General features: G+C 46.7%; 18 protein-coding genes. 10 read left to right on the top strand and 8 right to left on the bottom strand.

Translation table 11 applies throughout. The annotated features are described in order from the left end of the window. The first annotated feature begins 111 nt into the window (after window positions 1–111). The gene (locus ACJJIM_RS12425) at window positions 112–1,890 is read left to right on the top strand and encodes a sulfatase-like hydrolase/transferase (RefSeq protein WP_444911110.1); all 1,779 of its coding nucleotides are present in this window, start codon (window positions 112–114) and stop codon (window positions 1,888–1,890) included. Window positions 1,891–2,070: 180 nt separating this feature from the next. Here ACJJIM_RS12425 and ACJJIM_RS12420 read toward each other — a convergent pair whose 3' ends face one another. The 3 genes from ACJJIM_RS12420 to ACJJIM_RS12410 form a co-directional block, all read right to left on the bottom strand. Next, window positions 2,071–3,297: a hypothetical protein gene (locus ACJJIM_RS12420; RefSeq protein WP_444911109.1), complete on the bottom strand. Its 1,227-nt coding sequence runs from the start codon at window positions 3,295–3,297 to the stop codon at window positions 2,071–2,073. A gap of 350 nt (window positions 3,298–3,647) precedes the next feature. After that, window positions 3,648–4,871 carry a hypothetical protein gene (locus tag ACJJIM_RS12415; protein ID WP_444897801.1) on the bottom strand — a complete coding sequence of 408 codons (1,224 nt, stop codon included), beginning with the start codon at window positions 4,869–4,871 and terminating at the stop codon, window positions 3,648–3,650. 194 nt (window positions 4,872–5,065) lie between these two features. Then, the gene (locus tag ACJJIM_RS12410; protein WP_444911108.1) at window positions 5,066–5,536 is read right to left on the bottom strand and encodes a hypothetical protein; all 471 of its coding nucleotides are present in this window, start codon (window positions 5,534–5,536) and stop codon (window positions 5,066–5,068) included. Between the two features lie 199 nt (window positions 5,537–5,735). Here ACJJIM_RS12410 and ACJJIM_RS12405 point away from each other — a divergent pair, with 199 nt between their 5' ends. The 3 genes from ACJJIM_RS12405 to ACJJIM_RS12395 are packed head-to-tail and all read left to right on the top strand — an operon-like array spanning window position 5,736 to window position 9,967. Next, entirely contained in the window at window positions 5,736–7,121 is a 1,386-nt protein-coding gene (locus ACJJIM_RS12405; protein WP_444911107.1) for an MFS transporter, read from the top strand. Window positions 7,122–7,161: 40 nt separating this feature from the next. Then, the gene (locus ACJJIM_RS12400) at window positions 7,162–8,541 is read left to right on the top strand and encodes an MFS transporter (protein WP_413662552.1); all 1,380 of its coding nucleotides are present in this window, start codon (window positions 7,162–7,164) and stop codon (window positions 8,539–8,541) included. A gap of 52 nt (window positions 8,542–8,593) precedes the next feature. After that, the gene (locus tag ACJJIM_RS12395; protein WP_444911106.1) at window positions 8,594–9,967 is read left to right on the top strand and encodes an MFS transporter; all 1,374 of its coding nucleotides are present in this window, start codon (window positions 8,594–8,596) and stop codon (window positions 9,965–9,967) included. Window positions 9,968–9,995: 28 nt separating this feature from the next. Here the strand turns inward: ACJJIM_RS12395 and ACJJIM_RS12390 are convergent, their stop codons facing one another. The 3 genes from ACJJIM_RS12390 to acnB all read right to left on the bottom strand — a co-directional run bounded on the left by ACJJIM_RS12390 (window position 9,996) and on the right by acnB (window position 16,365). Beyond that, entirely contained in the window at window positions 9,996–12,134 is a 2,139-nt protein-coding gene (locus ACJJIM_RS12390) for an alginate lyase family protein (protein ID WP_444911105.1), read from the bottom strand. A gap of 685 nt (window positions 12,135–12,819) precedes the next feature. Next, on the bottom strand, window positions 12,820–13,626 hold the full coding sequence (locus ACJJIM_RS12385) for a sulfotransferase family 2 domain-containing protein (RefSeq protein WP_413662549.1): 807 nt from the start codon (window positions 13,624–13,626) through the stop codon (window positions 12,820–12,822). Between the two features lie 123 nt (window positions 13,627–13,749). Continuing rightward, on the bottom strand, window positions 13,750–16,365 hold the full coding sequence (acnB, locus tag ACJJIM_RS12380) for a bifunctional aconitate hydratase 2/2-methylisocitrate dehydratase (protein WP_413662548.1): 2,616 nt from the start codon (window positions 16,363–16,365) through the stop codon (window positions 13,750–13,752). 304 nt (window positions 16,366–16,669) lie between these two features. Between acnB and ACJJIM_RS12375 the strand changes: the two genes are divergently transcribed. Beyond that, window positions 16,670–17,119, top strand: a complete 450-nt coding sequence (locus ACJJIM_RS12375) for a DUF1289 domain-containing protein (RefSeq protein ID WP_413662547.1) — start codon at window positions 16,670–16,672, stop codon at window positions 17,117–17,119. 45 nt (window positions 17,120–17,164) lie between these two features. On the opposite strand, the gene ACJJIM_RS12370 is transcribed toward ACJJIM_RS12375, so the two are convergent. Next, window positions 17,165–18,100 carry a hypothetical protein gene (locus ACJJIM_RS12370; protein WP_444911104.1) on the bottom strand — a complete coding sequence of 312 codons (936 nt, stop codon included), beginning with the start codon at window positions 18,098–18,100 and terminating at the stop codon, window positions 17,165–17,167. Window positions 18,101–18,320: 220 nt separating this feature from the next. On the opposite strand from ACJJIM_RS12370, the gene ACJJIM_RS12365 reads away from it, so the two are divergent. Next, on the top strand, window positions 18,321–18,947 hold the full coding sequence (locus tag ACJJIM_RS12365) for a tRNA-(ms[2]io[6]A)-hydroxylase (RefSeq protein ID WP_444911103.1): 627 nt from the start codon (window positions 18,321–18,323) through the stop codon (window positions 18,945–18,947). 2,229 nt (window positions 18,948–21,176) lie between these two features. Further along, window positions 21,177–21,443: a hypothetical protein gene (locus ACJJIM_RS12360; protein ID WP_444911102.1), complete on the top strand. Its 267-nt coding sequence runs from the start codon at window positions 21,177–21,179 to the stop codon at window positions 21,441–21,443. Between the two features lie 302 nt (window positions 21,444–21,745). Here ACJJIM_RS12360 and ACJJIM_RS12355 read toward each other — a convergent pair whose 3' ends face one another. Beyond that, window positions 21,746–22,006 carry a DUF3081 family protein gene (locus tag ACJJIM_RS12355; RefSeq protein ID WP_444911101.1) on the bottom strand — a complete coding sequence of 87 codons (261 nt, stop codon included), beginning with the start codon at window positions 22,004–22,006 and terminating at the stop codon, window positions 21,746–21,748. Between the two features lie 70 nt (window positions 22,007–22,076). Here ACJJIM_RS12355 and ACJJIM_RS12350 point away from each other — a divergent pair, with 70 nt between their 5' ends. From ACJJIM_RS12350 to ACJJIM_RS12340, 3 genes are all read left to right on the top strand, one after another. Continuing rightward, window positions 22,077–22,541 (top strand): DUF3429 domain-containing protein, encoded by a 465-nt coding sequence (locus tag ACJJIM_RS12350; RefSeq protein WP_413662542.1) that lies wholly within the window; start codon window positions 22,077–22,079, stop codon window positions 22,539–22,541. Window positions 22,542–22,595: 54 nt separating this feature from the next. After that, window positions 22,596–23,225 carry a malonic semialdehyde reductase gene (locus ACJJIM_RS12345; protein ID WP_413662541.1) on the top strand — a complete coding sequence of 210 codons (630 nt, stop codon included), beginning with the start codon at window positions 22,596–22,598 and terminating at the stop codon, window positions 23,223–23,225. Window positions 23,226–23,299: 74 nt separating this feature from the next. After that, window positions 23,300–24,280, top strand: coding sequence for a hypothetical protein (locus tag ACJJIM_RS12340; RefSeq protein ID WP_413662540.1), 981 nt, complete (start codon window positions 23,300–23,302; stop codon window positions 24,278–24,280). Window positions 24,281–24,294: the final 14 nt, after the last annotated feature.

Here is a 24,294-nt window from a genome sequence, read left to right as displayed (position 1 = left end):
ATTAGCGATGTTAACTCGTATGGGTTGTTAGCCGTTTAATATTGGCGGCTCAGGAAGGGCTGAGTTCTTAGAGATTGCTAATAGTAAATTTATACGAAATGGATCTCGGATATGAAATTGTCTTGGTTGCGGTTCTTGGCTGATAATTCTTTTGTTGTATCTCTTGTTGTAATCTTGATGGTGTCAGGCCCCATTGCTCTGGCAGAGAATTTACGGGGAAGTACTACGGGGCCAACTTCTGCACCAGGATACAGCCATCCGGATCAATTTTTGCATTTAAAGCCTGTAAAGCTGGCTGACAATATGTATCCCGTAATCCAGCATCCGCAGGAAGAAAAGCAAGCTAGAAAGAAGCTGACACTTCTGGAAGAAAGGTTTGGCAAGAAACCTAACATACTGATATTTCTACTCGATGATGTGGGCTGGATGGATGTTGGTTTTAACGGAGGAGGAATTGCTGTCGGCAATGCTACACCCACCATGGATAAGTTGGCGAATGAGGGGCTTATCTTAACCTCTGCCTATTCAACACCTTCATGCTCGCCAACACGGGCTACGATTCATACCGGCCAAAATCCGCTACACCATGGAATCCTACGCCCCCCTATGTACGGTGAGGCTGGTGGCTTGGACGGAGCGGTAACTATGCCGGCGGTACTCAAAAAGTTAGGCTACGTGACCCAGGGGGTCGGTAAATGGCATATGGGAGAGAATAAGGGCTCACTACCGCAGAATATTGGTTATGACGATTACCGAGGGTTTCTCGGTGTATCAGATATGTATACGGAATGGCGGGACGTTTATTTCAATCCAGAAGTGGCGCTGTCTCCAGAGCGCTTTGCCATGATGCAGAAGGAGCCATTTAGTCATAGTGAGGTTCATTGCACGCCGCAGGACACGGAACGGTGTGAAGATCTCCATCTGATTGACCTGGACACTATCAAGGTGCTCGATGACCAGTGGATGGATTACAGTGTAAATTTCATTAGGCAAATGAAAAGCTCTGAAAAGCCATTCTTTTTGTATCACGCCCCCCGAGGTTGCCACTTTGATAATTATCCATCTGATAAATGGGCAGGGAAATCGCGAGCTCGTACAGTATATAGCGACTGTATGGTACATATGGATTATGTACTTGCACAGCTATTTAGTGCTTTGCAGGAAACAAACCAGCTGGATAACACTCTGATTTTCTTCACCTCGGATAATGGCCCCGAGTGCGAGGTTCCCCCTTATGGCCGAACCCCTTTCCGGGGTTGTAAAGGTACGAGCTGGGAGGGTGGAGTAAGAGTGCCGACATTTGCCTATTGGAAGGGGATGATAGAGCCGCGCCGAACTGAAGGGTTGTTTGATCTGGCTGATCTCTTTAACACAGCAATTTCAATAGCGGGCAAGCCCGGTAGGGAGGTGGCAAGTTTTGTTAGTGAAGATCGATATATCGATGGTATCGATCAAACGGGAATGCTGTTGGCGGATAATGGCCAGTCTGCACGCCGTAGTCGGCCCTATACGATGAATCAGTATTTTTCTGCCATGCGTATTGATGAGTTCAAATATGTATGGACGGCAGAAATCGAAAATGGTGTCGTACAGAGGGGAAACTGGGGCGGGTTCAGTGGTCCCATTTTTGTTGAGAGTGGCGGGGCAATATTATTTAACCTTTATTCCAATCCTCAGGAAGATGTCAGTATCGGTGTGCGTCATTTGCCAATGCTTGTGCCGGTGATGACAACAGCAGGGGACTACATGAAAGAACTCATCAAATACCCCCCACAATTCAAGATCGGTTTCATATCCAACAATCCGCCAATCTATGACCTCTTACCTCAGGCGAAAGAGAAGTTGGAGCAGTTTGAGAAAGAGGGTACTGGTAAGTATCCCTGGCCTTAGAGTTGATCCCTGAAATGTAGCTTTAACTCTATAAGTGGATTTATGCTTGAGCCGTATAAGTATGTAATATTTTGACGGCTATTAAATAGGGTGGCGGGAGTCATTCTCTTGAGATACAGGCCTCGATAGATCAAACAAAATGGCCGGCCTCGCTCGTGTTTCTGGAGACCGGCCTGTGGACTACTGCAAGATTGTGCCGGTGTTACTGGTTCCCACTTGCGTAGCGGTTGCAGAGTTGCCAGATGTTGCCTGGGTGGTATCATGGGTGTTTGTTGTGCCCATTTGCATAATGTTGGCGGTATTCATCGTCATTGATTGGTTAATCGTAACCGTATTGGAATCTCCAATCTGTTCCACATCGGCAACCAGTAAATCTCCAAGCTGGAATAGCGTAGAGGAATTGCTTAAGCCATCCTGTTCGATCTCAGCATCGTTACTGTCACCAAATTGAATGGCAAAAACCATATTGGTTGTACCCAGTTGTTCGGCAAAAAGGTTATTACCGAGGCCGTCCTGCTGTCCAAGATCAGCATCGTTTGAATCGCCATCCTGTATTAGCTCAGCAGTACCACCGGTAGATGTAAATTGTGTTATGAGTGAGGTATTACCTGTCCCTAACTGGATTGTGCTCTGGAAATTTCCCGAGCCAACGGCGACCTGAAAAAAGGTAGCCATATTTGATGTGCCATCCTGAAATATGGTGGCGGTGCTAGAAGTTTCACTTGACTGGGTACCGCCTACGTCATTAGTCGTTCCCAGTTGGATGACAACAAGTCCATTCCCCGAAGAGTTTGATTGAATAATAGAGCCAGTGTTTGAATCACCATTCTGGGTGATTGTGGCAGTATCGAGGGAGGAATTGAGTTGTGTTGTGGTGAATTGGTTGGAAGTGCCAATTTGTGTTGTTGTCGAAGTTACCGATGTGGTATTGGTTTGAGTGGCATCGAATAAATTAGTTTGACCGTTTTGCAGTACAGTAATTGTCGATGTGATCGCATTATCTTGCTCAATCGTCGAAACGGTATTGTTGTCGCCAATTTGGGTACTGTTGATAACACTATTTGTAGAGTTGGTTATCTGTGATGTGGTTGATGAATTGTTGTCGCCGGTTTGAGTGAATATCGCGAAGTTGCCCGACGTGGTGGGGTCAGCTTGGTTGGCTGTTGCTGTATTCCCGGTGCCATTTTGATTGACAATCGTGGTATTGGCGACAGCATGCGCGCTGATTGCTAAAGCAAGTGCCGAAGCAATATAGGTGTAAGTTTTCATATCTACTTCCTTACAAATCAACATATTAATCTTTATCAAGCGGATTACCGCCTGCTTGTCGATTTGGGACTCTGCGGAATATCTGGTTAGGCAAAGACGGCTCTCAAATCCCTGGGTAATTACTTGAATTGTTCCCATCCAAAGTTACTGCTGACACCCAAGATACTACCGTTAAAATGATATTGGGTGATGGTGTAGGATGACCTAACGATTTTCGGTCAGGTGAGCAGTATTTTCCTTGGGATTTAACTATCAATCTACTGAGAAGAAATCCCTAAAGAGATAGTTGCAGGCCTATATTGCAGCTTGTCTTGTGTAAAAAAGAAGTGACTAATTACGTTAGTCATTTCTTTTATGCATTTAAAATAGGGGCGGGGAAAAACCTGGGGGCTTTAATTGTTGAAAGATTTACTATAGCAAAGTAAATATCACTATATCATCAGGTATGGCCGGCTCCAGCTTGAGTCTCACAGGAGCCGGCCGATAAATTACTGCAAGATGGTACCTGTATTACTGGTACCTAGCTGGGTAGCAGTTGCTGAGTTTCCACTTGTTGCCTGGGTGGTGTCATGGGTGTTGGCGAAACCCATCTGCATAGTACTGGCATTATTGTTGGTTGATGTTTGGGTAATTGTTGCAGTATTCGAAGTCTGGATTTGTTCTATATAGGCTACGAGCAAGTCGCCATCCTGTGATAGATCTGCTGAGTTACTTAATCCATCCTGGAGAATTTCACCATCGTTACCCGCACCAGTTTGAAAGGTCATGACCGTATTGGTGGTGCCTAGTTGTTCAGCGTAGAGACTATTGCCCGCGCCTAAATCTTGTTCAATATCTGCATCGTTTGAATCACCTTCCTGTATTAATTCAGCAGAATCTCCGACACTGGTAAATTGAAGAACTAATGAGGTGTTACTCGTTCCCACCTGGGTTGTACTTTGAGTATTCCCTGTTCCGAGAGATTGTGTACTTCCCGACATATTTGATGTGCCATCTTGAAGTACCGTGATGGTGCCGGAAGTCTCAGTTGATTGAGCTGCTCCTGCGGTATTAGTTGTTCCAAGCTGGGTAATAAAAAGCCCATTCCCAGAGGAGGATGACTGAACCATGGAACCCATGTTGGAGTCACCATTCTGGGTGATTACGGTGTTATCCAAAGATGAGTTAGTTTGTACGGTGGTATATTGATTGGAGGTGCCAGTTTGTGTCGTTGTTGAAGTGCTTGAAGTAGTGCTAATTTGAAGCGCATTAAACAAATTGGTTTGGCCATTTTGCAGTACGGTAACAGTTGATGTAGTAGCGTCGCTTTGATCAATCGATGAAACAGTGTTGTTGTCGCCAAGTTGAGTGCTGTTAATAACACTATTCGTAGTGTTGACTACCTGAGATGTGGTCGATGAGTTGTTGTCACCGATTTGTGTGAATATCGCAAAGTTACCTGACGTGGATGGGTCAACCTGGTTGGACAGGGCTGAATTCCCGACGCCATTTTGATTGACAATGGTAGTATTGGCGGCAGCGTGCCCACTGATGGCTATAGCGACTGCCGCAGCAATGGAGGCGTAAGTTTTCATATCTATTTCCTTACAAATCAACATATTAAGTTCTATCAAGCGGATTACTGCCTGTTTGTCGATTTGGGACTCTGCTGAATAGCTGGTTAGGCAAAGACGGCTCTCAAATCCCTGGGTAATTACTTGAATTATTTTCACCCAAAGCTACCACTGACATCCAAAGCACTATCGTTAAAATGATATTGGATGACGTTATAGGATGACCCTCCGATTTTTGATTATGGGCCGGGTGTTTTCCCTGGGAATTAACTATCAATATTCTGAGAAGAAACTCCCAAGCGTGAACTTAGGCTTTTATTTCTTTTCTTGAGAGAGGGTGAGGTGGCAGATTTTTAGTTGCTTTCTATGCCTTCATCAGATTTTCTAACAAAGTAATGGCATAAAAATGCAATGGGAATTGAATATAAAGCGATAAGAAGTGCAGAAGCAAAGAAACCTGATTCTGAAGTCGCAACTCCAGCACATGAAAGGAGAATACTTGGAAGAGCACCACCCAACATCATAGAAATTCGGTTATATCTCTGCATCTTTAATAGGAAATACTCTACAAGTTTCCCGTAGGTTAGGGTGGCGATTAAAGATATCAGGGTGGTCATCAGATAGAATGTCAGCATCGGAACTGTGCCATTAAGAATCTGAATTCCGGAAGCACCTGGCAAGGAAAAAACCGCAATAATAGTTGGCAATACGACGCAGGTTAGCGCAGTAGCTTTAAGGGCAATAAGGAAGGATATAGTTTTGGGCGCAGAAGTGGTTTTACTTTCCAGGTTGGCTTTAGGCGCTTTGTAATAATTTGTAGGCATGTACTTATTGATGAAGCTCGTTTAAATCTGTTTTTTCAAGTGGAATGTAGCTTAATTAATGGTAATCATTAGCTGTTGTCATGTAAATGTGATAGTGGCTCGAATTATATTGATTTTTGATTACGAATTGAGGCTTTGCTGGGGTGGGTGTTGGAACAAATACACCATACTGGATATAAAGTACCTGTAGATTTAATCGATGGCATCCAATGAAAGCTCTTTAACTCCCACTCACTACTGGGGGCTCTTTGCCCTGCTACTGGCGGCATTTCTTCTTGCCAATGATTATACGGCATTTTCGCCGGCACTCCCGGCAATTCAAAAGACATTCAATGTCGATATCACCACCATTCATTGGGTCGTTAACGCCTATACCCTGGTGTATGGTGTTTTGATTGTGTCTACGGGCAGGATGGCTGATATCTATGGTCGTCGGCGAATGTTTATTACCGGCATCTATATCTTTACTGCATCTTCCCTTGTAGGTGGATTTGCGGGAAATATAGGGACGTTATTATTCGCCCGTGCATGGATGGGTTTGGGGGGAGCCTTGGCCTGGGTTGCCATCCTGGGTATGATTTTCTCCCTCTTGCCCAGGGATAAGGCCGGGCTGGCCGGAGGATTGATTCTCACTACAACGGGGTTGGCCAATGCCAGTGGCCCAGTGATTGGTGGTCTGTTGGCTGATTTTGCCAGCTGGCGCTGGATATTATTTATTAATATTCCCATTGCTTTGCTGGTTATTCTTCTGTGTTGGAGCAAATATCCTCCAGCTAGTACGCAGAGAAGCAATAAGAAAATTGACTATTGGGGTGTTATTACCCTCTGTGGGTCTTTATTTAGTTTCCTCCTTGCTATGGATCTGGTGGTTCAGTATGGCTTGTCCCACTTCTATGTGTGGGGCCTATTGGTACTGTCCATATTTCTCATGATATTTTTTGCTGTTGTTGAAACTGTTGATCCTAATAACGCGCTAATTCCAGGTGAATTGATAAAGAACAGAGGCTTTATCGCCGCTGGACTCAGTATGTTCTTTGTTGCTATCGCATTTTTTGCGACCCTGGTTTATATCCCGCAGCTATTTATCAAGGTGAAGGGCTTTTCTGCCTTTGGGGCTGGGTTGGCGTTGTTACCATTAATGGTCAGCTCTGGTGTTGTAGCCTATATTTCTGGCGCTTTATACGAGCGGTTGGGCGCCAAGATTTTGATTTGTGCTGGTGCTTTGGGTATGTGTGTAGGGCTGTTTCTACTGTCGGCTGTTGAGCCCCAGGCATCTTATATTCGCTTCCTTCCCGGGCTTTTGATAGTTGGCAGCAGTATTGGCATATATAGTCCTACGATTGTTACAGCGGCAATTAGCGTAGTTGGGCCCAGTGATTCCAGTTTGGCAGGGTCGATTATCTATATGTTTAAATTTGTGGGCGGGGCCCTTGGGTTGGGAGTTAATGCGACTTTACTGGCTATGGCTCCCAACATCGCTGTTGGGATTGAGCGGGCCTTTGTGGTTGATGCTTATCTGGCACTACTTGGGTTCTTGATTTCCATGATTTTCTTTTCTGGTCTTTCTACAAAAACGATTCGTTAATGGCAGCTATTTTCACTGAGAACTAGCCGAGTTTTTAGGTATGGTTGATAAAAAGGCCTCGGTGAAAAGTAATCTATATCTTGGTCTAGGCGCGCTGTCCCTGGCCATCTTTCTTGTGGCCAATGATTTCACTGCATTTTCGCCGGCATTGCCTGTGGTTGAACAAGAGTTCCAGTCAGATCTTACTACAAGTCAATGGGTAATTAGTGCTTACGCATTGGTTTGCGGTGTGTTGATAGTTTCAGGAGGTCGTCTGGCTGATATGTATGGTAGGAGGCGAACATTTATTGTCGGGTTATTAATTTTCATGTTTTTCTCGTTTTTGGGCGGAATTGCTGGAAGTATGGGAATGCTATTGGTTTCCCGTGCATTTATGGGGGCGGGGAGTGCGCTGATTTGGCCGTCTGTTTTGGGGATGATGTACAGTCTGATGACACCGAAGAATGCAGGGTTGGCCGGTGGACTGATTATTACGATATGCGGTATAGCAAATTCTGTAGGGCCATTAGTGGGAGGTTTCCTGGCTGACTATATCAGCTGGAGATGGATTCTATTTATTAATTTACCACTTTCTCTAGTGGTTCTTTATCTTTGCTTCAGAGTGATTCCACCAGATTCGTTAAATGTGCCTAAAGATAAGTTAGATTATCGAGGAGTTGCTCTACTGTCATCGGCACTATTCTCTCTTCTGCTTGCTTTCGACTTTGTAGTCGATGTGGGGTTTAAAAACTATCTGGTGTTTGGACTGTTTATGGCTTTTTTTCTCTTGTTTTGCCTCTTTATATTGGTTGAGGGGAGAGCAGCTGAGGGGGCATTAATCCCTCCAGATGTAGCAGGAAACAAGTCTTTTGTCACTGCAGCCTGTGTCGCTTTGTTAATTGCCCAGTTCTTCTATGCGGGGTTCTTTTTTATCCCGCAATATTTAAGTAAAGTCCATGGAGCTTCTGCAACAATAGCAGGTCTGGGATTGGTTCCACTTATGTTGGCATTTAGTGTATTTGGTTTTGTTGCTGGTAATGTCTATAAGGTGCTGGGAGCCAAGCTAATTGTCTCCATAGCAACACTATTAATGGCTTTAGGTTTATATATGCTGTCTCATATCTATCAGGACGGTCAATATATTCGCTTGGTTCCCGGGTTGTTAATTTTGGGGGCGGGTATTGGCTTATTCAATTCTACTATAATCACGTTTGCAATATCGGTTGTTGATCCGCGCCGAGCAAGTTTGGCCGGAGCAATAATCTTTATGATTCAAATAGCGGGTGGTGCAGTGGGGTTGGGCCTGAATACCACAATAGTCGCAATGGCTGGTGATATATCTTATGGGATTAGTCAGGCATTTACATTAAACGCATACTTGGCGATGTTATCTTTTATTATTTGCGTTTTATTTATAGGGTCTAAGGAAGAAAAAGCTTAACGTCATTTTGTATGTCAATTGGTTTATGTATATGTAAGTACAGGTTTACGCAATGGAAAGACAAGAGGGTCTCTTAGATAAGAATTTATACCTTGGAATGTTGGCTCTGTCTCTTGCCATTTTCCTTGTCGCCAATGATTTTACGGCCTTTTCTCCCGCGCTGCCGGCAATGGAGCACGAGTTCCACTCTGACCTTACAACGACCCAGTGGGTCATTAATGGTTACGCCTTAGTCTTTGGAGTACTGATTATTTCAGGTGGTCGCCTTGCCGATATGTATGGCAGGAGGAGGGTATTCTTTATTGGAACCCTGCTATTTATGGCGTTCTCACTTATCGGTGGGATTGCAGTTAATATGGGAATGTTATTGATATCCCGGGCACTGATGGGGATTGGAGGGGCTATGATGTGGCCGTCGATCCTGGGTATGACCTATGGCCTGATGACTGAAAAGCGAGCGGGTTTGGCTGGAGGGCTGGTGATTACTGTTTGCGGTATTGCCAATTCAGTTGGACCACTGTTGGGTGGTGCGCTGGCAGATTATGCCAGTTGGAGATGGATTTTCTTTATTAACCTGCCGGTATCAGCAGTTGCCTTATATGTTTGCTGGAGAGTGATTCCTGATGACTCTCCAGAAGCTTGTGATGAACGTATTGACTATGCCGGAATCACTTCGCTGTCGATGGCTCTATTTGCCTTGCTGCTGGCGTTTGATCTTGTGGTTGATGTCGGTTTCAAAAGCCCATTGGTCCTCGGCCTTATCGCTGCCTTTTTCTTACTTATATGCTTGTTTAGTGTCGTTGAGAAGCGAGTTGGGGCTCAGGCGTTGATTCCACCGGATGTGGCTGGGAATAAACGGTTTGTTTTCGCCTCTATTGCTACGTTATTGATTTCAGCACTTTTCTTTGCGGGATTGTTTTTTATTCCCCAATTCTTAACCCATGTTCGAGGTACCTCGGCGATGAAGGCGGGGATGGGGTTGATCCCTATGATGCTCTCCTTTAGCGTTTTCGGCTTTCTGGCAGGGAAGCTATATGATGTGATTGGAGCAAAGAAGATAGTATCGGCAGCTACTTTATTGATGACGCTGGGAATGTATCTTCTATCTCATATCCACAAGGATACTCAATATATGTCTTTGGTTCCTGGCCTGGTGATATTAGGTGCTGGTATTGGTTTGTTCAATTCCACCATTACCACTGTGGCTATAACGGTTGTTGATAACAGTAGAGCGAGTTTGGCGGGTGCAATCATTTTTATGTTTCAAATAGCGGGTGGTGCCGTAGGATTAGGGTTGAATACAACGATAGTGGCGATGGCCACTGACATGCCATCGGGTATTGAATATGCATTTACTGTAAACACCTATCTCGCCATGTTTGCTTTTATTATTTGCATTTTATTTGTTGGGGATAAAAAAGCCTGAGGTTTGATTTTAATAACCTATCCGTTGTCTATCTTTCCGCTTCAGTTGTTAATTGATCGGCAGCCTTTAAAGGCAAAGTTTGTGCTTCTTTGCCAAAGTTCCAAAATGGGAAAATTCCCGTTTCGATTGGGAAAACAGGTTTGCATTGGCTGATTGGTACGGCATTAAGTTCTATTTTTAGCTCTCCATAATGTTGTCTGTAGGCATAGGCTATTGGGATCAGTCTCTGCCGATCGAAATGCTTGGCGCCCTTGTTGTTTTCGAATGCTTGTAGAAAATTATCTATTCCCTGCTGGATGCCAGCCCCATTTCTTGCTGTGAAGTTCCAGAAATTTTCATCAATTGTTTCTGCGAGACTGGCAAGATAAATCCATAATTGAAGATTTAGGCATTCATAATGAACACTATTTTTACTCTTGATTTTCGATACTTGGTTATCCGAGTGATCAAACTGCTCTAATATTCGGAAGCGGGAGTCCCTGAGAGTTTTTCTGGCAGCTTGTATTTGATTGAGATAGAGCGCTAAAGCTACAACTTGTAAATCATACTGTGTGCCAAGATGCCCAAGTTTTGGACGCATTGATTGCCCGCGATGACTATCTATCAGCCAGCTAAGGTATTGCTCCAGATGGTAGTCTAATCGCTCAACTCCTATCAGACGAATCTGCTGTTCTTGTTTAAGTTCTTTTAAAGTGCAGAGGGTGTGGACCAGTAGGTTGGGATTTACAGATTGTAATTGTTTGCTGTATTTCGTTTCATATTTGTTGGGGAATAGCTTGATGAGGCTATTGTCGATAAATTGAATGAATTCCGGCTTCGAGCAGTGGGATTGGGCAAGGGCGACAATGGTCAAATCCTGAAGCAGGCTGTTAATCGAACTGGGCCGCGCCCTCTGTTTTGCTTTTACCGATCTTTGCGTGGCCTCTCTTAATAGTATTAGATAGGGAAGGTCGCACCTGTTTGCTACGGCCAACTTGCTGCCAGGGGCGCATGTGTCGGCGGAAAAGCTGGAATCATCGAGTTGATCCAGCATGGCAAGGATAGCTTCAGAGCGAGTTGTTCCTCGATCCCGGCTGGACTGCTGATCTGTTCGCTCCAGATGCGGCTTTCCGGAAAATAGTCTGGCTACCCAGCCTCCCTGAGTATAGTGACCTGCGGCTTCCGAGTAATCCGGGCAGGGGAGATCCCATGGGAAAATCGCCCACTCATCCCATTTCCCCGATACGCCTAGCCGCCATAAAAGTTCTACCTTGGGTCGCCTGCCATAGCAGTAGCGGCTATCAAATACCTCTGTACTATCAGATCGAAATACTATTTGTGGCTCTTCAGTGGGAGTTGGTTTGAAGTTCTCACATAGAATGGATTGGTTATCCAGCAGTCTTGTCATTGGAATAACATGGTAGGGGTAAGCGTTGTTGTTGAGTACTTGTTGTTTTATAGCTTGCCAGGCTTTTGGTGTTACGAAGCAATTGCCGTCCCAAGGTAAAATCCAGTCGGCTTTTGATTTACCGTCCTGGAGGGCGAGATTTCTGGCCCCATTATTGTTCATTACATAATTGTTTTTATGGCGGTAAAGGCTCAGCTCTGCCTGAACCGCTAAGTCCTGGCGTAATCGTAGCCCTTTTAATTTATAGGGGGCATAGCTGATGGGGTGGTCGAGAATATTCCACTCTATTTTTCGGTAGTCGTCCCAGCTAAAGGGGATTCTGAGAAAGGTTTGTTGATAGTCATTGAGTAGTTTAATGATGGCAGCTTCTTCATTAGGGTCGACTATTCGATTGAGGACAAATACTTTTTTGCAGTTGTCGAGTACCGACTCATGCTTCAAAATAAATTCCAGATTCTTGCGGGACTGTCCCACACTATGCCGGGGAGCTAAGTCGTTGCCGATGATTCTGTAGAGGATAAAGGTCTGGATATTATTTGATGTGTTTAGGTAGGTATTGATTGGTGTGGTTTTAGGGTAGGGTGGGCGGCTGTAAGGAAAGTAAAAGGTTGGGAAGAAACGATTTCTGTGAATGATGATACGGATTAGAGTTCTGAAGAATTTTAGTGTTTTTCTTTTGAGTTTGCGAGTGAAAAATATCCAGCGATTCTGCCACTGTAACCAAAAGGCCTCCTTGTGGGCGACTATTATCCTTTGTTTAGGCTTGGTGGGCTTCTGCATATATAGATATGTCTTTAGGGAGCCTCTGAATAACTCCGTAATGCCTCTGCGGGTCTTGAAGGCTGCAGATGTTAGGCGCAGCTCGCCGCGAATGGCCGTAGCCCTTTGCAAGAGCTGCAACGCAGCAGCTGTGGCCTTCAAGGCCCGCCCTTCGGGGCTTGCAGAGCGATTCACACTCCGCGTTGCGACTTCTTGAAAGGTCTAGACATTCCTGCGAAGCCGCGCCTTGATTGTGAACCGCTCTGCATGCCAGAGGTATCACGGAGTTATTCAGAGGCTCCTTAGTTCAGTTCGAGGGCTCTTAATGGTTGTTGGCAGGTATGATAAATGCCTTTGATATCAATTTAGCCGTGTGATTATGGGCTTAATATAGCAGGTTTGATTTTTGATTGGGATTTCGGCGCTATAAAATACGCCAATTAACGGCTAAACCGTAAATTAAGAAATCTCCAATTGACTAAGGTGTGGACGTTAACGTATTGAACTCTAACCTGAATCAGGCTTCCACTTAAACCTTCTCTTCTTTAGTGAAGTACAATTCTCTTTGCGGTGGATAGGATGGTTAGTTTATGTTTATTAATTGAGGCGAAAAGATGATTGGGTTTACTAGGGTTAGGCCAAGGTGGGCGGGATTTGTATTTTTTTGACTAAGTCGATTTTACTCCCGCTCTTGCTCTTTTGTTTTCTACTGACGATTTTCTTTTGCTGAAAATATTGACCCATGCTTTTCTGTAAATCGTTCGAATATTTCTATGTCGTATTTGCAGATATCTTCGATCTTTTTAATGGTTTTGAGGTCGGATTTTATTTCTTGGGCCAGTTTATTGTTGGGGTTCTTGTTGATTTCAGGGATGTTCAACTGTATATCAAAATCCTCTTCGATCTGCTGTGTTAGTAGGTCAAGGTGGCCAGTTGTGCCTACAATGGAAAATTGTTGGAGGTTATCCAGGGCCTCTGCAATATGTTCTGATGGATTTCGATTATTAAAGTTAGAAAAATATTGAAGATACTCTTGTCCAGCGTTAATCCCAGTTTTGGAGTCTAAGTATTCATTTAGAGAGAGTGTATTTTTATCCCACTGACTTTTCTTGTAAGTATTGTAGGTATAGAGAGATATCCATCTATCAACAGGATTCCTCAGTACCGTCAGAAAGTTCCACTCGCCGGAGAAACTTTTGACGACATTTGGACGGCAATATGAATGACCTCGGCCGTAATAGTTCGATTTTATTGATAAGTTGTGGACCATTACGATTTCTCGTACCGACATCATTGGGATATCTAATATGTCTGCTGTACGTTTGCTTACTGCTCGCTTGATACCAAAAGTGTCTAGTTTGTTGGGCTCATAGTATTGAGAGCTAATGGCAGAGTTGAGTGAGGAACCGGCACATTTTGGTACGTGACAAAAGAAAATTTTAGGTGGGGAGGTTAATTTTATAGGGAGTCTAGCAAGTGATGGGCGAACCAACTTTTTTAACATTCTTTTCATTTGATGAAGTACTGCTAAGTTTTTGAAAGGCTTGGTCTGAAGTAATGGAAGGGTAAGTTTAATATATTGTACGGAAATTAAAAAACCCGCCTTTAGGCGGGTTTTTTAAAGGCTCGTCCGTACTTAAACGGTAACTTCCTGGATCTCAGTCGCTGCGATGCGCTTGCCTTCTTCGGCAGACTTCTGGAAGTCTTCAATCTGATCGAAGTTCAGGTAGCGGTAGATCTCGCTGGACATGGAGTCCAGGTTCTGTGCGTATTCCTGGTACTCAGCCGGAGTTGGCAGTTTACCCAGGATGGCGCCTACAGAAGCCAGCTCAGCGGAGGTCAGGTACACGTTGGCACCATCGCCAAGACGGTTGGGGAAGTTACGGGTAGAGGTGGACAGTACGGTGGCGTTCGGTGCCACACGTGCCTGGTTACCCATGCACAGGGAACATCCGGGCATCTCGGTGCGGGCACCGGCAGAACCGTAGATGTTGTAGTAACCCTCTTCCATCAACTGGTGCTCGTCCATCTTGGTGGGCGGGGAGATCCACATGCGAGTGGAGATGCCACCTTTGTGTTCTTGTAGCAGTTTACCGGCAGCGCGGAAGTGACCGATGTTGGTCATACAGGAGCCGATAAAGACTTCATCTACCTTGTCGCCAGCAACGTCGGACAGCAGGCGTGCGTCGTCTGGATCATTAGGAGCACATACGATTGGCTCTTTGATCTCGGCCAGATCGATCTCAATCACTTCCAGGTACTCGGCGTCGGCGTCCGCTTCCATCAGTTTCGGGTTGGCCAGCCACTCTTCCATGGCGCGCGCGCGGCGCTCCAGGGTGCGCTTGGAGCCGTAACCTTCAGCGATCATCCAGCGCAACAGGGTTACGTTGGAGCGCAAGTACTCAGACATGGTGTCTTCGGACAGCTTGATGGTACAGCCAGCAGCGGAGCGCTCGGCGGAGGCGTCGGACAGCTCGAATGCCTGCTCTACAGTCAGGTCTTCCAGGCCTTCGATCTCGAGGATGCGGCCGGAGAAGATGTTCTTCTTGCCTTTCTTCTCAACGGTCAGCAGGCCTTGCTTGATGGCGTAGAGAGGAATGGAGTGCACCAGGTCGCGCAGGGTAATGCCGGGTTGCATTTTGCCCTTGAAGCGCACCAGTACGGACTCAGGCATATCCAGCGGCATAACACCGGTAGCGGCGGCGAAAGCTACCAGACCGGAACCTGCCGGGAAGGAGATACCCATGGGGAAGCGGGTGTGGGAGTCACCACCGGTGCCTACGGTGTCCGGCAGCAGCATGCGGTTCAGCCAGCTGTGGATGATGCCGTCAGCCGGGCGCAAGGAAACACCGCCACGGTTCATGATGAAGTCTGGCAGGGTGTGCTGGGTGCTGATATCAACGGGCTTCGGATAGGCCGCAGTGTGACAGAAAGACTGCATTACCAGGTCGGCGGAGAAGCCGAGGCAGGCCAGGTCTTTCAGTTCGTCACGGGTCATGGGGCCAGTGGTGTCCTGGGAGCCCACAGTGGTCATTTTCGGCTCGCAGTAGGTGCCCGGACGGATACCTTCAACGCCACAAGCTTTACCAACCATCTTCTGCGCCAGAGTGTAACCTTTGCCGGTGTCGGCAGGTTGCTCAGGCTTGCGGAACAGCTCGGAAGGCGCCAAGCCCAGGGCTTCACGGGCTTTGCCGGTCAGGCCGCGACCGATGATCAGGTTGATACGACCGCCAGCCTGAACTTCGTCCAGCAGTACGTCGGACTTCAGTTGGAATTCAGACAGGACTTTGCCGTCTTCGGCCAGGATCTTGCCGTCGTAAGGGCGGATCTCGATAACGTCGCCCATGCCCAGTTCGTCAACGGGGGCTTCGAATACCAGTGCGCCGGCATCTTCCATGGTGTTGTAGAAGATCGGGGCAACTTTACCGCCGATACAAATACCGCCACCTTTCTTGTTGGGCACGCCAGGCATTTCTTCACCGAAGTACCACAGCACGGAGTTGGTGGCTGACTTACGGGAAGAACCGGTACCTACTACGTCGCCAACGAAAGCAACGGGCAGGCCTTTGGCTTTAACTTCTTCGATCTGCTTTAGCGGACCGGTAACGCCTGCTTCTTCTGGCTCCAGGCCGTCGCGCTTCATTTTGTACATGGCCAGCGCGTGCAGGGGAATGTCCGGACGGGACCAGGCATCCGGTGCCGGAGACAGGTCGTCGGTGTTGGTTTCGCCAGTTACCTTGAATACGGCAACTTTGATGCTCTCGGGTACTTTGTTGCGCTTGGTGAACCACTCGGCGTCTGCCCAGGATTGCATGACTGCTTTGGCGAATTCGTTGCCGGCTTTGGCTTTCTCTTCCACATCGTGGAAGGCGTCAAACATCAGCAGAGTGCCTTTCAGCTGCTCGGCAGCCAGTTCGGCCAGATCTTTGTCGTCCAGCAGCTCGACCAGGGTGGAGATGTTGTAACCGCCCAGCATTTGGCCCAGCAGTTCTACAGCGTGTTTGCGATCGATCAGCGGGGATTCTGCTTCACCTTTGATAATGGCGGACAGGAAACCTGCTTTAACATAAGCGGCTTCGTCAACGCCCGGCGGAACGCGTTGGGTGAGCAGGTCAACCAGTTCCTGTTCTTCGCCTTTTGGCGGATTTTTCAGCAATTCAACCAGGCCGGCGACTTGCTCGGCGTCCAATGGCTTTGGCGGAATGCCTTGTTCGGCGCGCTCGGCGACGTGTTTGCGATAGGCTTCAAGCACTGATAAGTCCCTCTTGGTGTGTGGGGTGGCACCTACAGCGGGTGGAATTCCCGGTCTATTAACTGTCAGCCGGGATTTTTTTTTCGAGGCCGCTGATGGCGGGGGGCGAATACTACAGGAAAGCCCTACTGCTGTTAAGTTTATCGAAAAATCAATAATTTAAGTGAATTATGACTATTTGCCAGGTGAATTTTAGTAGTTTGGCAGCTGGTACTTCCCCCCTTTTCTTGGCGGCGGAAACAAAATAGGCTACGCGCAATTTGAAGGCCGCGCGGGCGGCATAAATAGGTTGGTCGGATAGTTAATGTATAAGAAGGTTCGCACGCCCTGTATCGGTGTTTGCTCCACGGGAATTGGCGATGATGTTTGCCGTGGCTGCAAGCGCTTTGCACATGAGGTTATTGATTGGAATGCCTACAGTGAAGAGCAGCGCCGGGTAATTGCCGAACGCCGAGAAGGGTATTTGGTGAACGCAGTGCGCAGCCAGTTGGAGATCGTGGATCGCGAGCTGCTATTGGAGCAGCTTCATCACCAGCGGGTCCGTTTTGATGAAAGTCAAAATCCCTACTGTTGGGTGTTCGAACTGTTGAGGGCAGGGGCCAGCCAGATATCAGACCTCAAGGCTTTTGGGTTGCAACTCACTGCACAGGCGCGCGGCGTCCCACTGGTGGAAATTCGCCGCCTTATTGATGAGGATTTTTACGCACTGTCTGTCGCCTATTACCAGCGCTATGTGGCACCTGGTATTACCTAGGACGGTTCAAAAGTTGATGGCAGCCCCATTTGGGGGGGCTTGGATTTAGCGCTGCTGGCGCAAAAATACTCTGAGCGCCGGTAGAAAGGGTTCACTGGCGATTGCCAGATCCCGCCGCTGGCGCCGCCGACTCAAGCTCGGTTGGTGGTCAACTCGGGTGAATTCAGGCAGTTGCCCAGCCTCACTGGCTTCTACCAGAATCGGCATGGAGGAATAGCCGACCTGATGATATTCCTCTTCCTCACCTAGCTCGTGCCCATAGAAGATTTCCGCTACCTGGAGATTGGGGCGACTCTGCACTTGCACCTGGCGTAAATCCTCCTGCTGGCTTTTGTGTAGCCCGGCGAGTAGCTGGCGCTGGTATTGGATACCGGGATCGGACCCCTGAGGGTCCAGCTGCACCAACTTCTTTTCACACCATTTCACCGTGACCTTGCGAATAGATTTACGCGCCTTGATCCATGAAAGGGTGATGGCATCGGGCCGCTTCGGGCACATCAACACCAGGCGGTAGCATTGGCGTAGATGTGCGCGGGGGAACCCAGCATCCGCAAGGATTTCCCGCACAGTGCGATCCTGCTCAGCTACTGGCCGCTCCGCTAGGGCGCTGCGAAGTTCGGCGATAGCCTTGGCAAAGATCTCTTTGTGGTTATTGAGTTGTTGGGCAAGCTCAAGGGTTTTGGCCGGTACCGCCAATAAACCTGGTACCTGTAAAGTAGCGCGGGCATCTCCTCCGGCGCTAATGGGCTCCAGGTAGTCGAGTTGCGAGTAGAGAGCGCCTGACAGTGAATAGGGGCGTTCAAAGCTCTGATTGAGACTGAGTGCGGCATCCTGTGCGAAAGGGGGCTGAAGTAGATAGTGCTGCCAGGGTTTCTCGGCATTTTGCAGCAATTCCAGGGATTCTCTCAGGGCTTGGGCGGCACCATGGACATTTTCTAATAGCGGTGGGATAGCTTTTGCCTGGGTTCTGTAGTCATTCATCAGATATGCCGGATAAAAAGTGATTTTTATATTAATGCACTTAATAAATCGTTATCAAGTTGAGTGTATTTATCACTAGGGACCTTCTTGGGTAATTGCTGCCAGGCTCTGTCAGTCGGTGAAGTAGTGCCCGCTAGAGGTTTAAAAGCGGGCGTTTGTGGCTTGGGGCCGCTATAATCCCGCGCCAAGTTATTTTGCTCCGGTTAAGTTTGTTCGCCCTATGAATGCTCAAATCCCAGATCTGTCCGCTATCAATGAATTCCTGCTGTGTCCCACGCCCGATGCCTGGGTGGAGGCGGCATTGAAGGAGCCGGAAATGATGCTGATCGATCATGCCAACTGCGAGAAAAAAGCGGCGGGTACTGCCCTGAACCTGATGTTTCGCTATCTGAATGACTTTGAGCTGCTGAACAAAATGTCGCGTCTGGCTCGCGAAGAGTTGCGCCACTTTGAGCAGGTGCTGGCGATTATGGAGAAGCGCGGTATCGCCTATCCCCACGTTAGTGCCTCCCGCTACGCGGCCGGTCTTCGTGCCGAAGTCCGCAGTGCGGAGCCGGGGCGACTGATCGACACGCTGATTTGTGGCGCTATTATCGAGGCGCGCTCCTGCGAGCGCTTTGCACGGATTGCGCCTCAGTTAGATGATGAGTTGCAGAAGTTTTATCTCTCCCTGCTTAAATCTGAGGCGCGTCACTTCCGCGATTACCTACACCTTGCCCAGAAGGCTTCCGATGAAGATGTTCAACCTAGGGTTCAGGCACTGCTGGAGAAAGAAAAGGAATTAGTGGAAGGCAGTGATGGACAGTTCCGCTTTCACAGTGGTGTGCCGGAGAGTGCAGGGCAGTAATTCTCGCTTGGCCTGCTAAGGTGGCTCAGATTTTCAGGAAGCTTTTGCATTGATGTTTATTAGCTACAAGCTTCCTGATTCTTTAGTAAAAACACCAGAATACTCGCTGCCTAAGCCCACTGAACTGGGTCATACCGGCAGTAGCTCTAATCGTTGGCTGTGGCATTATCATAGGACTGCTTGGTAGTTCTGCTGTCTTTACCCGATTCTACGTTTATGCTCTAAAAATCAGCACAGGTCTCTTTGGGATCTCGCCGGCACAAGTCGATATCGACTGATCAAACGCTATAAGTAAGCTGGGTGAGCGGTAGTAAACTAATACTAAAGGGTATTTGTAAGCTGTACTATCGTAAGCTCGCTAGAAGATCAAACTCGTACACTAGGGGCTGTTCATCAATACCCTGTTGGCCACAATCTTGAAAAAGATATGTACTGCACAGTGGATTTCTCCTGACCATCCTTCCGTTAAAATGACAACTTAGGTCTGGCATAGCGTCACTGTGTGGGAATAGAGTTTTTTGAACACCATCTTTTGAAAGTTTAAGTACCGTTTCTTAATCAGCTTTTTATTTTCAATCAGTTATTTTGTAATCAGAAGGCATATATTGTATGTGAAATGTGGAATGAGTATTTCTAATAGTACGTAATCGGTATCTATACACAGGGTATAGTATTACTTAAGCAGATGTCGTAATTCTTTTGTACTGATTCGATTACTTCGAACTCTCTAAAGAAGTAGATTGTGAATTATTGAGTTCTCCAAAAAACTACAGGAACTTGTTCGGGCTAGTGCCAAAAAAAGTCTAGCTGGCTTTTGGCTATAATTTTCTACTGAAAACCAGATAGAAAACTCTATTTAACTAAGCATGGGGCAAGTTGCTAGGGAAGGGTAGGGCCTGAATCCAGATTGTTAAAATAGGGATGCTTGGGACTTTTAGGGTGCTTATACATCACGGGATATGGCGGCGCTGAGAATTGATAATCCCGCTAACCTTCAGTGGCCAGCAGTGCTCAGCGCAATTGGGTTAGATCGGCGATGGTTTTCCCCTCTCTCTTTTTTAAATTGTGCAGATGTGCCAATTTCGTTCAAATTCAGGTGAATACTAAATCGGAAGTTTCTTTGTGTTACAGGAGACTGCTGATTAATTACTGAGAGAGGCATTGTAGCCGATAGAGTTGCACCAAGTTTATCTGGTTGGGGAAACAAGGTGAATGTGGCAATTTCTCAGTTCTTCCTAGGTAACAGCATACTGAGCCCGCAGGCTTGATCGAGCCGATGACTTAACGGACCTCACGCCGAAAGTGGCCACGTAAAAACATTCCCATTAGACACTAGTTTTGCTAGCTTTGGAGGTGTGTTGGCAGCCCTAAATGTAAATCCAAGATGTATCGTATTTGTGGTTCTTAGCGAACAACTAATGACTAGGTGTAGATTTGTAGAAAGTTCTTGATCAATATCAATGGTTTATGGTCATCGTTATCGGAGTGATTCAAGGAAGGCAAAAGTGGCTCGTTAGATGCTTTTGTAGTGGATTAAGGGGTAATGAAACTGCTTAACGACATATAAGAAAGATACTAGGTAATGGGCTGTTTATGCTACCTGGAAAATACACCCAAATAGGAAAGCCTAGGACGGTATACCTGTTGGTGTTCCTACAGGGCCGCATCCGGCGACCTTGGATTGCTGAAGATTGAGGGTTACATAATAATCAGCCAGGATGGTTGTCATGGTGAGTTTGTACTAGGTAGCCCGGTATTTCTCCCCTCCTCCACCCAAAAAAAAGTAAGTAATGGAAAAGCTATATTAAAGGGAGATCGGGGAGATGCTGTTATTTGGGATTGGTGTTTGATGAAGTATCTGGTTATGGATAACCAATTATTGGACTTTTTAAACACAATTCTACCAAGTTGGCAGGTGGTGACCCTCTGCTTTTAGACGTGGCAAAAAAGTACTAGGCGCGTATCCCAGCGATAACACTGAACCTTTTGGAGGTGTTGATGCCAGGGGGATTTAATATGATCCGGAAGATATTGGCAACCGCAATTTCAATCTTGCTGGCTACTTTGTTCCGTCTGGGAGTTATGCCCAGACTGATCTCGCTGGTGTTATTTCGTTCTTGGAAGCTGATAAGGTTTCATGTGAGATTTTTAATTTTAATCAAATAGGTTTGAAGGCAGTTCAAATATCCATTAATGTGGATCCTCCAAAAATAGGGAGATTTTTGGAGGATGGAAAGAAGGAAAGATGGAAAACTTGATCAATTAGGAAGAATGTTAATGAAAGTTATATATAAATTGTTTTTTATGGTCTTAACTGTCAGTGTATGTTTTGCTGGATCAATACATGAGGATGTGATTCACACTCAGATATCTGAAGAAGGGAACACCATTTCAGCACATATGTTAATGGCTGGAAGTGATGTGTCTGGTGGAGTGACGGATAGTGTTGGTTATATTCTTGGGGCAATAATTAAAATTCTATTGGGAGAGGCTTAATATTTAGCCCAGCGGACTTTGGGTGAAGTGATGGGTCAATGTTTCGCTGGGCTTCAAAATTCTGTGCCAGCCGTAAAAGTCCATAAGATGATCAGTTTATCTGGAAGATAGCTGCGGTAGTATTAGGCTGTAATTTTAAACCGGATGCGTTGAATTTTCTGAGATTTTTAAGTTTGGTGGCGGATAGTGTCTCCATTTGTGCTTACGGTGTTCTTTTAGTGAATATCGAAAAGTTGCTCTCAATGTGTCTCATTTTGGTGTTTAACATTTACTTTTGATTGAGGTTCCTAGGCTCTTTTCTCTTATCCTGAATCAAGCTTTTTCAATAGCCGAATAAACTCTTCGAGCTCTTTGCTGCTGGTGGAATCCACAGAAAATTTATTGTGGAAAAATATGGTGAGTTTCACTTTGGAGGAGTTGATAAAAACCGTATAGCCGTCAAAGTCAGTGCTGACTGCCAGCCCCTGGTAATGCCATTCGTTACCTTCCTTGCGCCCCTCCTTTGTCGCCCTATCAAACACCCGCAGTGCTTGTTTGACGTCAATCTTCTGTTCGGCATCCATTGCTGCTTGCTCCTGCCGCTAAGCTTGTTGTTTGAGACGAAACTGTCTTTGACTTGGAAGCTTAGACGACATGGACACTGACATCCATCACTACCCACCAGTAGATACGCGGCTGTTTGACTGGCTGGCTTACCTTGGTTTGATTCCATTTGTCGTAGGAATCATTATGCAGTGGTTAGGGTTTTCTCTTTGGGGAGTGACTCCGCGCCTGCTGTTCACCGCCTACAGCGCCGTGATTCTGAGCTTTCTCTGCGGTGTTTGGTGGGGCGCTGCACTCAATCAAGTGGGGCATCCGCACAGGATGATTTTAGCGCTACTGAGTAACCTGGTGACGTTGGTGGGGTGGGTGGCGCTGCTGATGTTTCGCACCACTTGGGCGCTACCGGTATTACTAGTTGCTTTCGGTTTTGTGGTCTGGGCCGAGGCCCGGTTGAACCCCAATCTGCCCGGGAGGGATCAGTACTTTCGCACCCGCAGTATTGTGACCTATTTAGTGATGGCCTGCCATCTTCTTATGATTCTGCTGCTCCTTTGAAATGCCTGGCGCAAACTAAACTGTTACCAGCGAAGATATTTTGGGGTAGCCCTTATGCAACCTGTTTCCTCTGAGGTGCTCGACCAGCTATTCAACAAAGCCCGAACCCATAGCCATTGGCAAGATAAGCCGGTTTCAAAAGAGGTTTTGAAACAGCTTTACGACTTGGTCAAATTCGGACCCACCAGTGCTAATTGTTGCCCTATGCGATTGGTGTTTGTTGTAAGTAAGGAGGCTAAGGAGCGGCTCAAGCCAGCGCTTAATGAAGGAAACATTAAAAAAACTATGCGGGCTCCGGTGACTGCCATTGTTGCTTACGATATGCACTTTTATGAACACCTTCCGGAGCTCTATCCCCAGACTCCTGCGCGGGAATGGTTTGCCGATAGCCCCGAATATGCCGAGGTTACAGCATTTCGCAATGGTTCCTTGCAAGGAGGCTACTTTATTTTGGCGGCGAGGGCCCTGGGGCTCGATTGCGGCCCAATGTCGGGGTTTGATAACGCATTGGTTGATGAGGAATTCTTTAGTGACAAATGCTCAGCACCGGCTTTTCTGCCGGAGCACTTCCCCGATTGTCATATTAAGTCCAATTTCTTGTGCAATCTTGGCTATGGCGAAACTGACAAATTATATCCGCGCAACCCTCGGTTGGATTTCGATGAAGTGTGCAGAACTCTGTAAATTGTTGCGTTTAACATAATTCGTATTTGTTAATACGGGTTAATGGCAGTGGATCAAGAATTAGGTGTGATTAAGTGGTTCTTAAACGATCTCAGCGGTTGATTGACCCGGAAGAATATTTTTTACCTAGGCAAGAGGACGCGCTTTATGAGTTGTTTGGCCGGGACATTAGCCGGGCTGTGGTTGAGCGATTTTTGTCGATGCAAGATGAGGAATACTTCCGCTGTGTCAGTTCGGGAAATTTCGGTATCTATGCCGCAGACCAACTGCTGATAGATTGCTACGCAAAGAAAATTAATGAGCAGGCGATTCTCGATGAAAAGTTGTTGTTTAGTCGAGAAGAGCTGGAGCCGATTATTCAGGCATATAGAGCGGAAACACTTTATATGAACCTGGCAATGGACAACGCAGCGCTGCCACACGATGTAATTACCACCGAGGAATTTGTCTTACATTTACAGGCGACCATTCTTAAGGCATTGGAAAAAAAGCGGGATGCTGATGATTTTATCGTGGTTATTCCGACCACCAGCTACAAAGGGGAACTCATTCCCAAGGCCATTTGCAGTAAAGCCAAGTTGAATGATGAAACCTTTGAGCGTCAATTCCAGTTGGGGCTTGTTCGCAATCAACACCTGCAATATGTCTTAAGTAAATCCTACTTGTGGACCCTGGCGCATGCCTGGCCCTTTATAACGGGTTCGGAAGTGGGGGAGGGGTTGTTCAAAGGGGTGGTATTTCGGCAGTTTGATCTAGGTTTTGGCACTATAGCTTCGGATCTAGACAGTGATACCAATGTATTTGTGATTACAGATGCAAGTTGTACTGGTGGTGAGGCAGAGCATATTCGCAGCCGTCTGTTGAGAATGGACAGGCATGAACGATCGGCGATTATTGTTCCTTTATGTAAGAAAGAAGCGATACATCGTTTGGATAAAAGTGCGGAAGGTAATGCAGAAATTGTGTCTGGGGTAGTCCTGGATGACTTCAAGCGGCAGTGGAAAGATGTTGGCCATCGAGCGAGCTATAAGACCCTCAGGGGGGCGAAGAGGTAAGGGCCAGGCATAAG

This window comes from Microbulbifer maximicatervae (SeqCode), from assembly GCF_052467615.1.
Note: the sequence above shows the minus strand (reverse complement) of the source record. Positions and strands in the feature narration are given on the sequence as shown.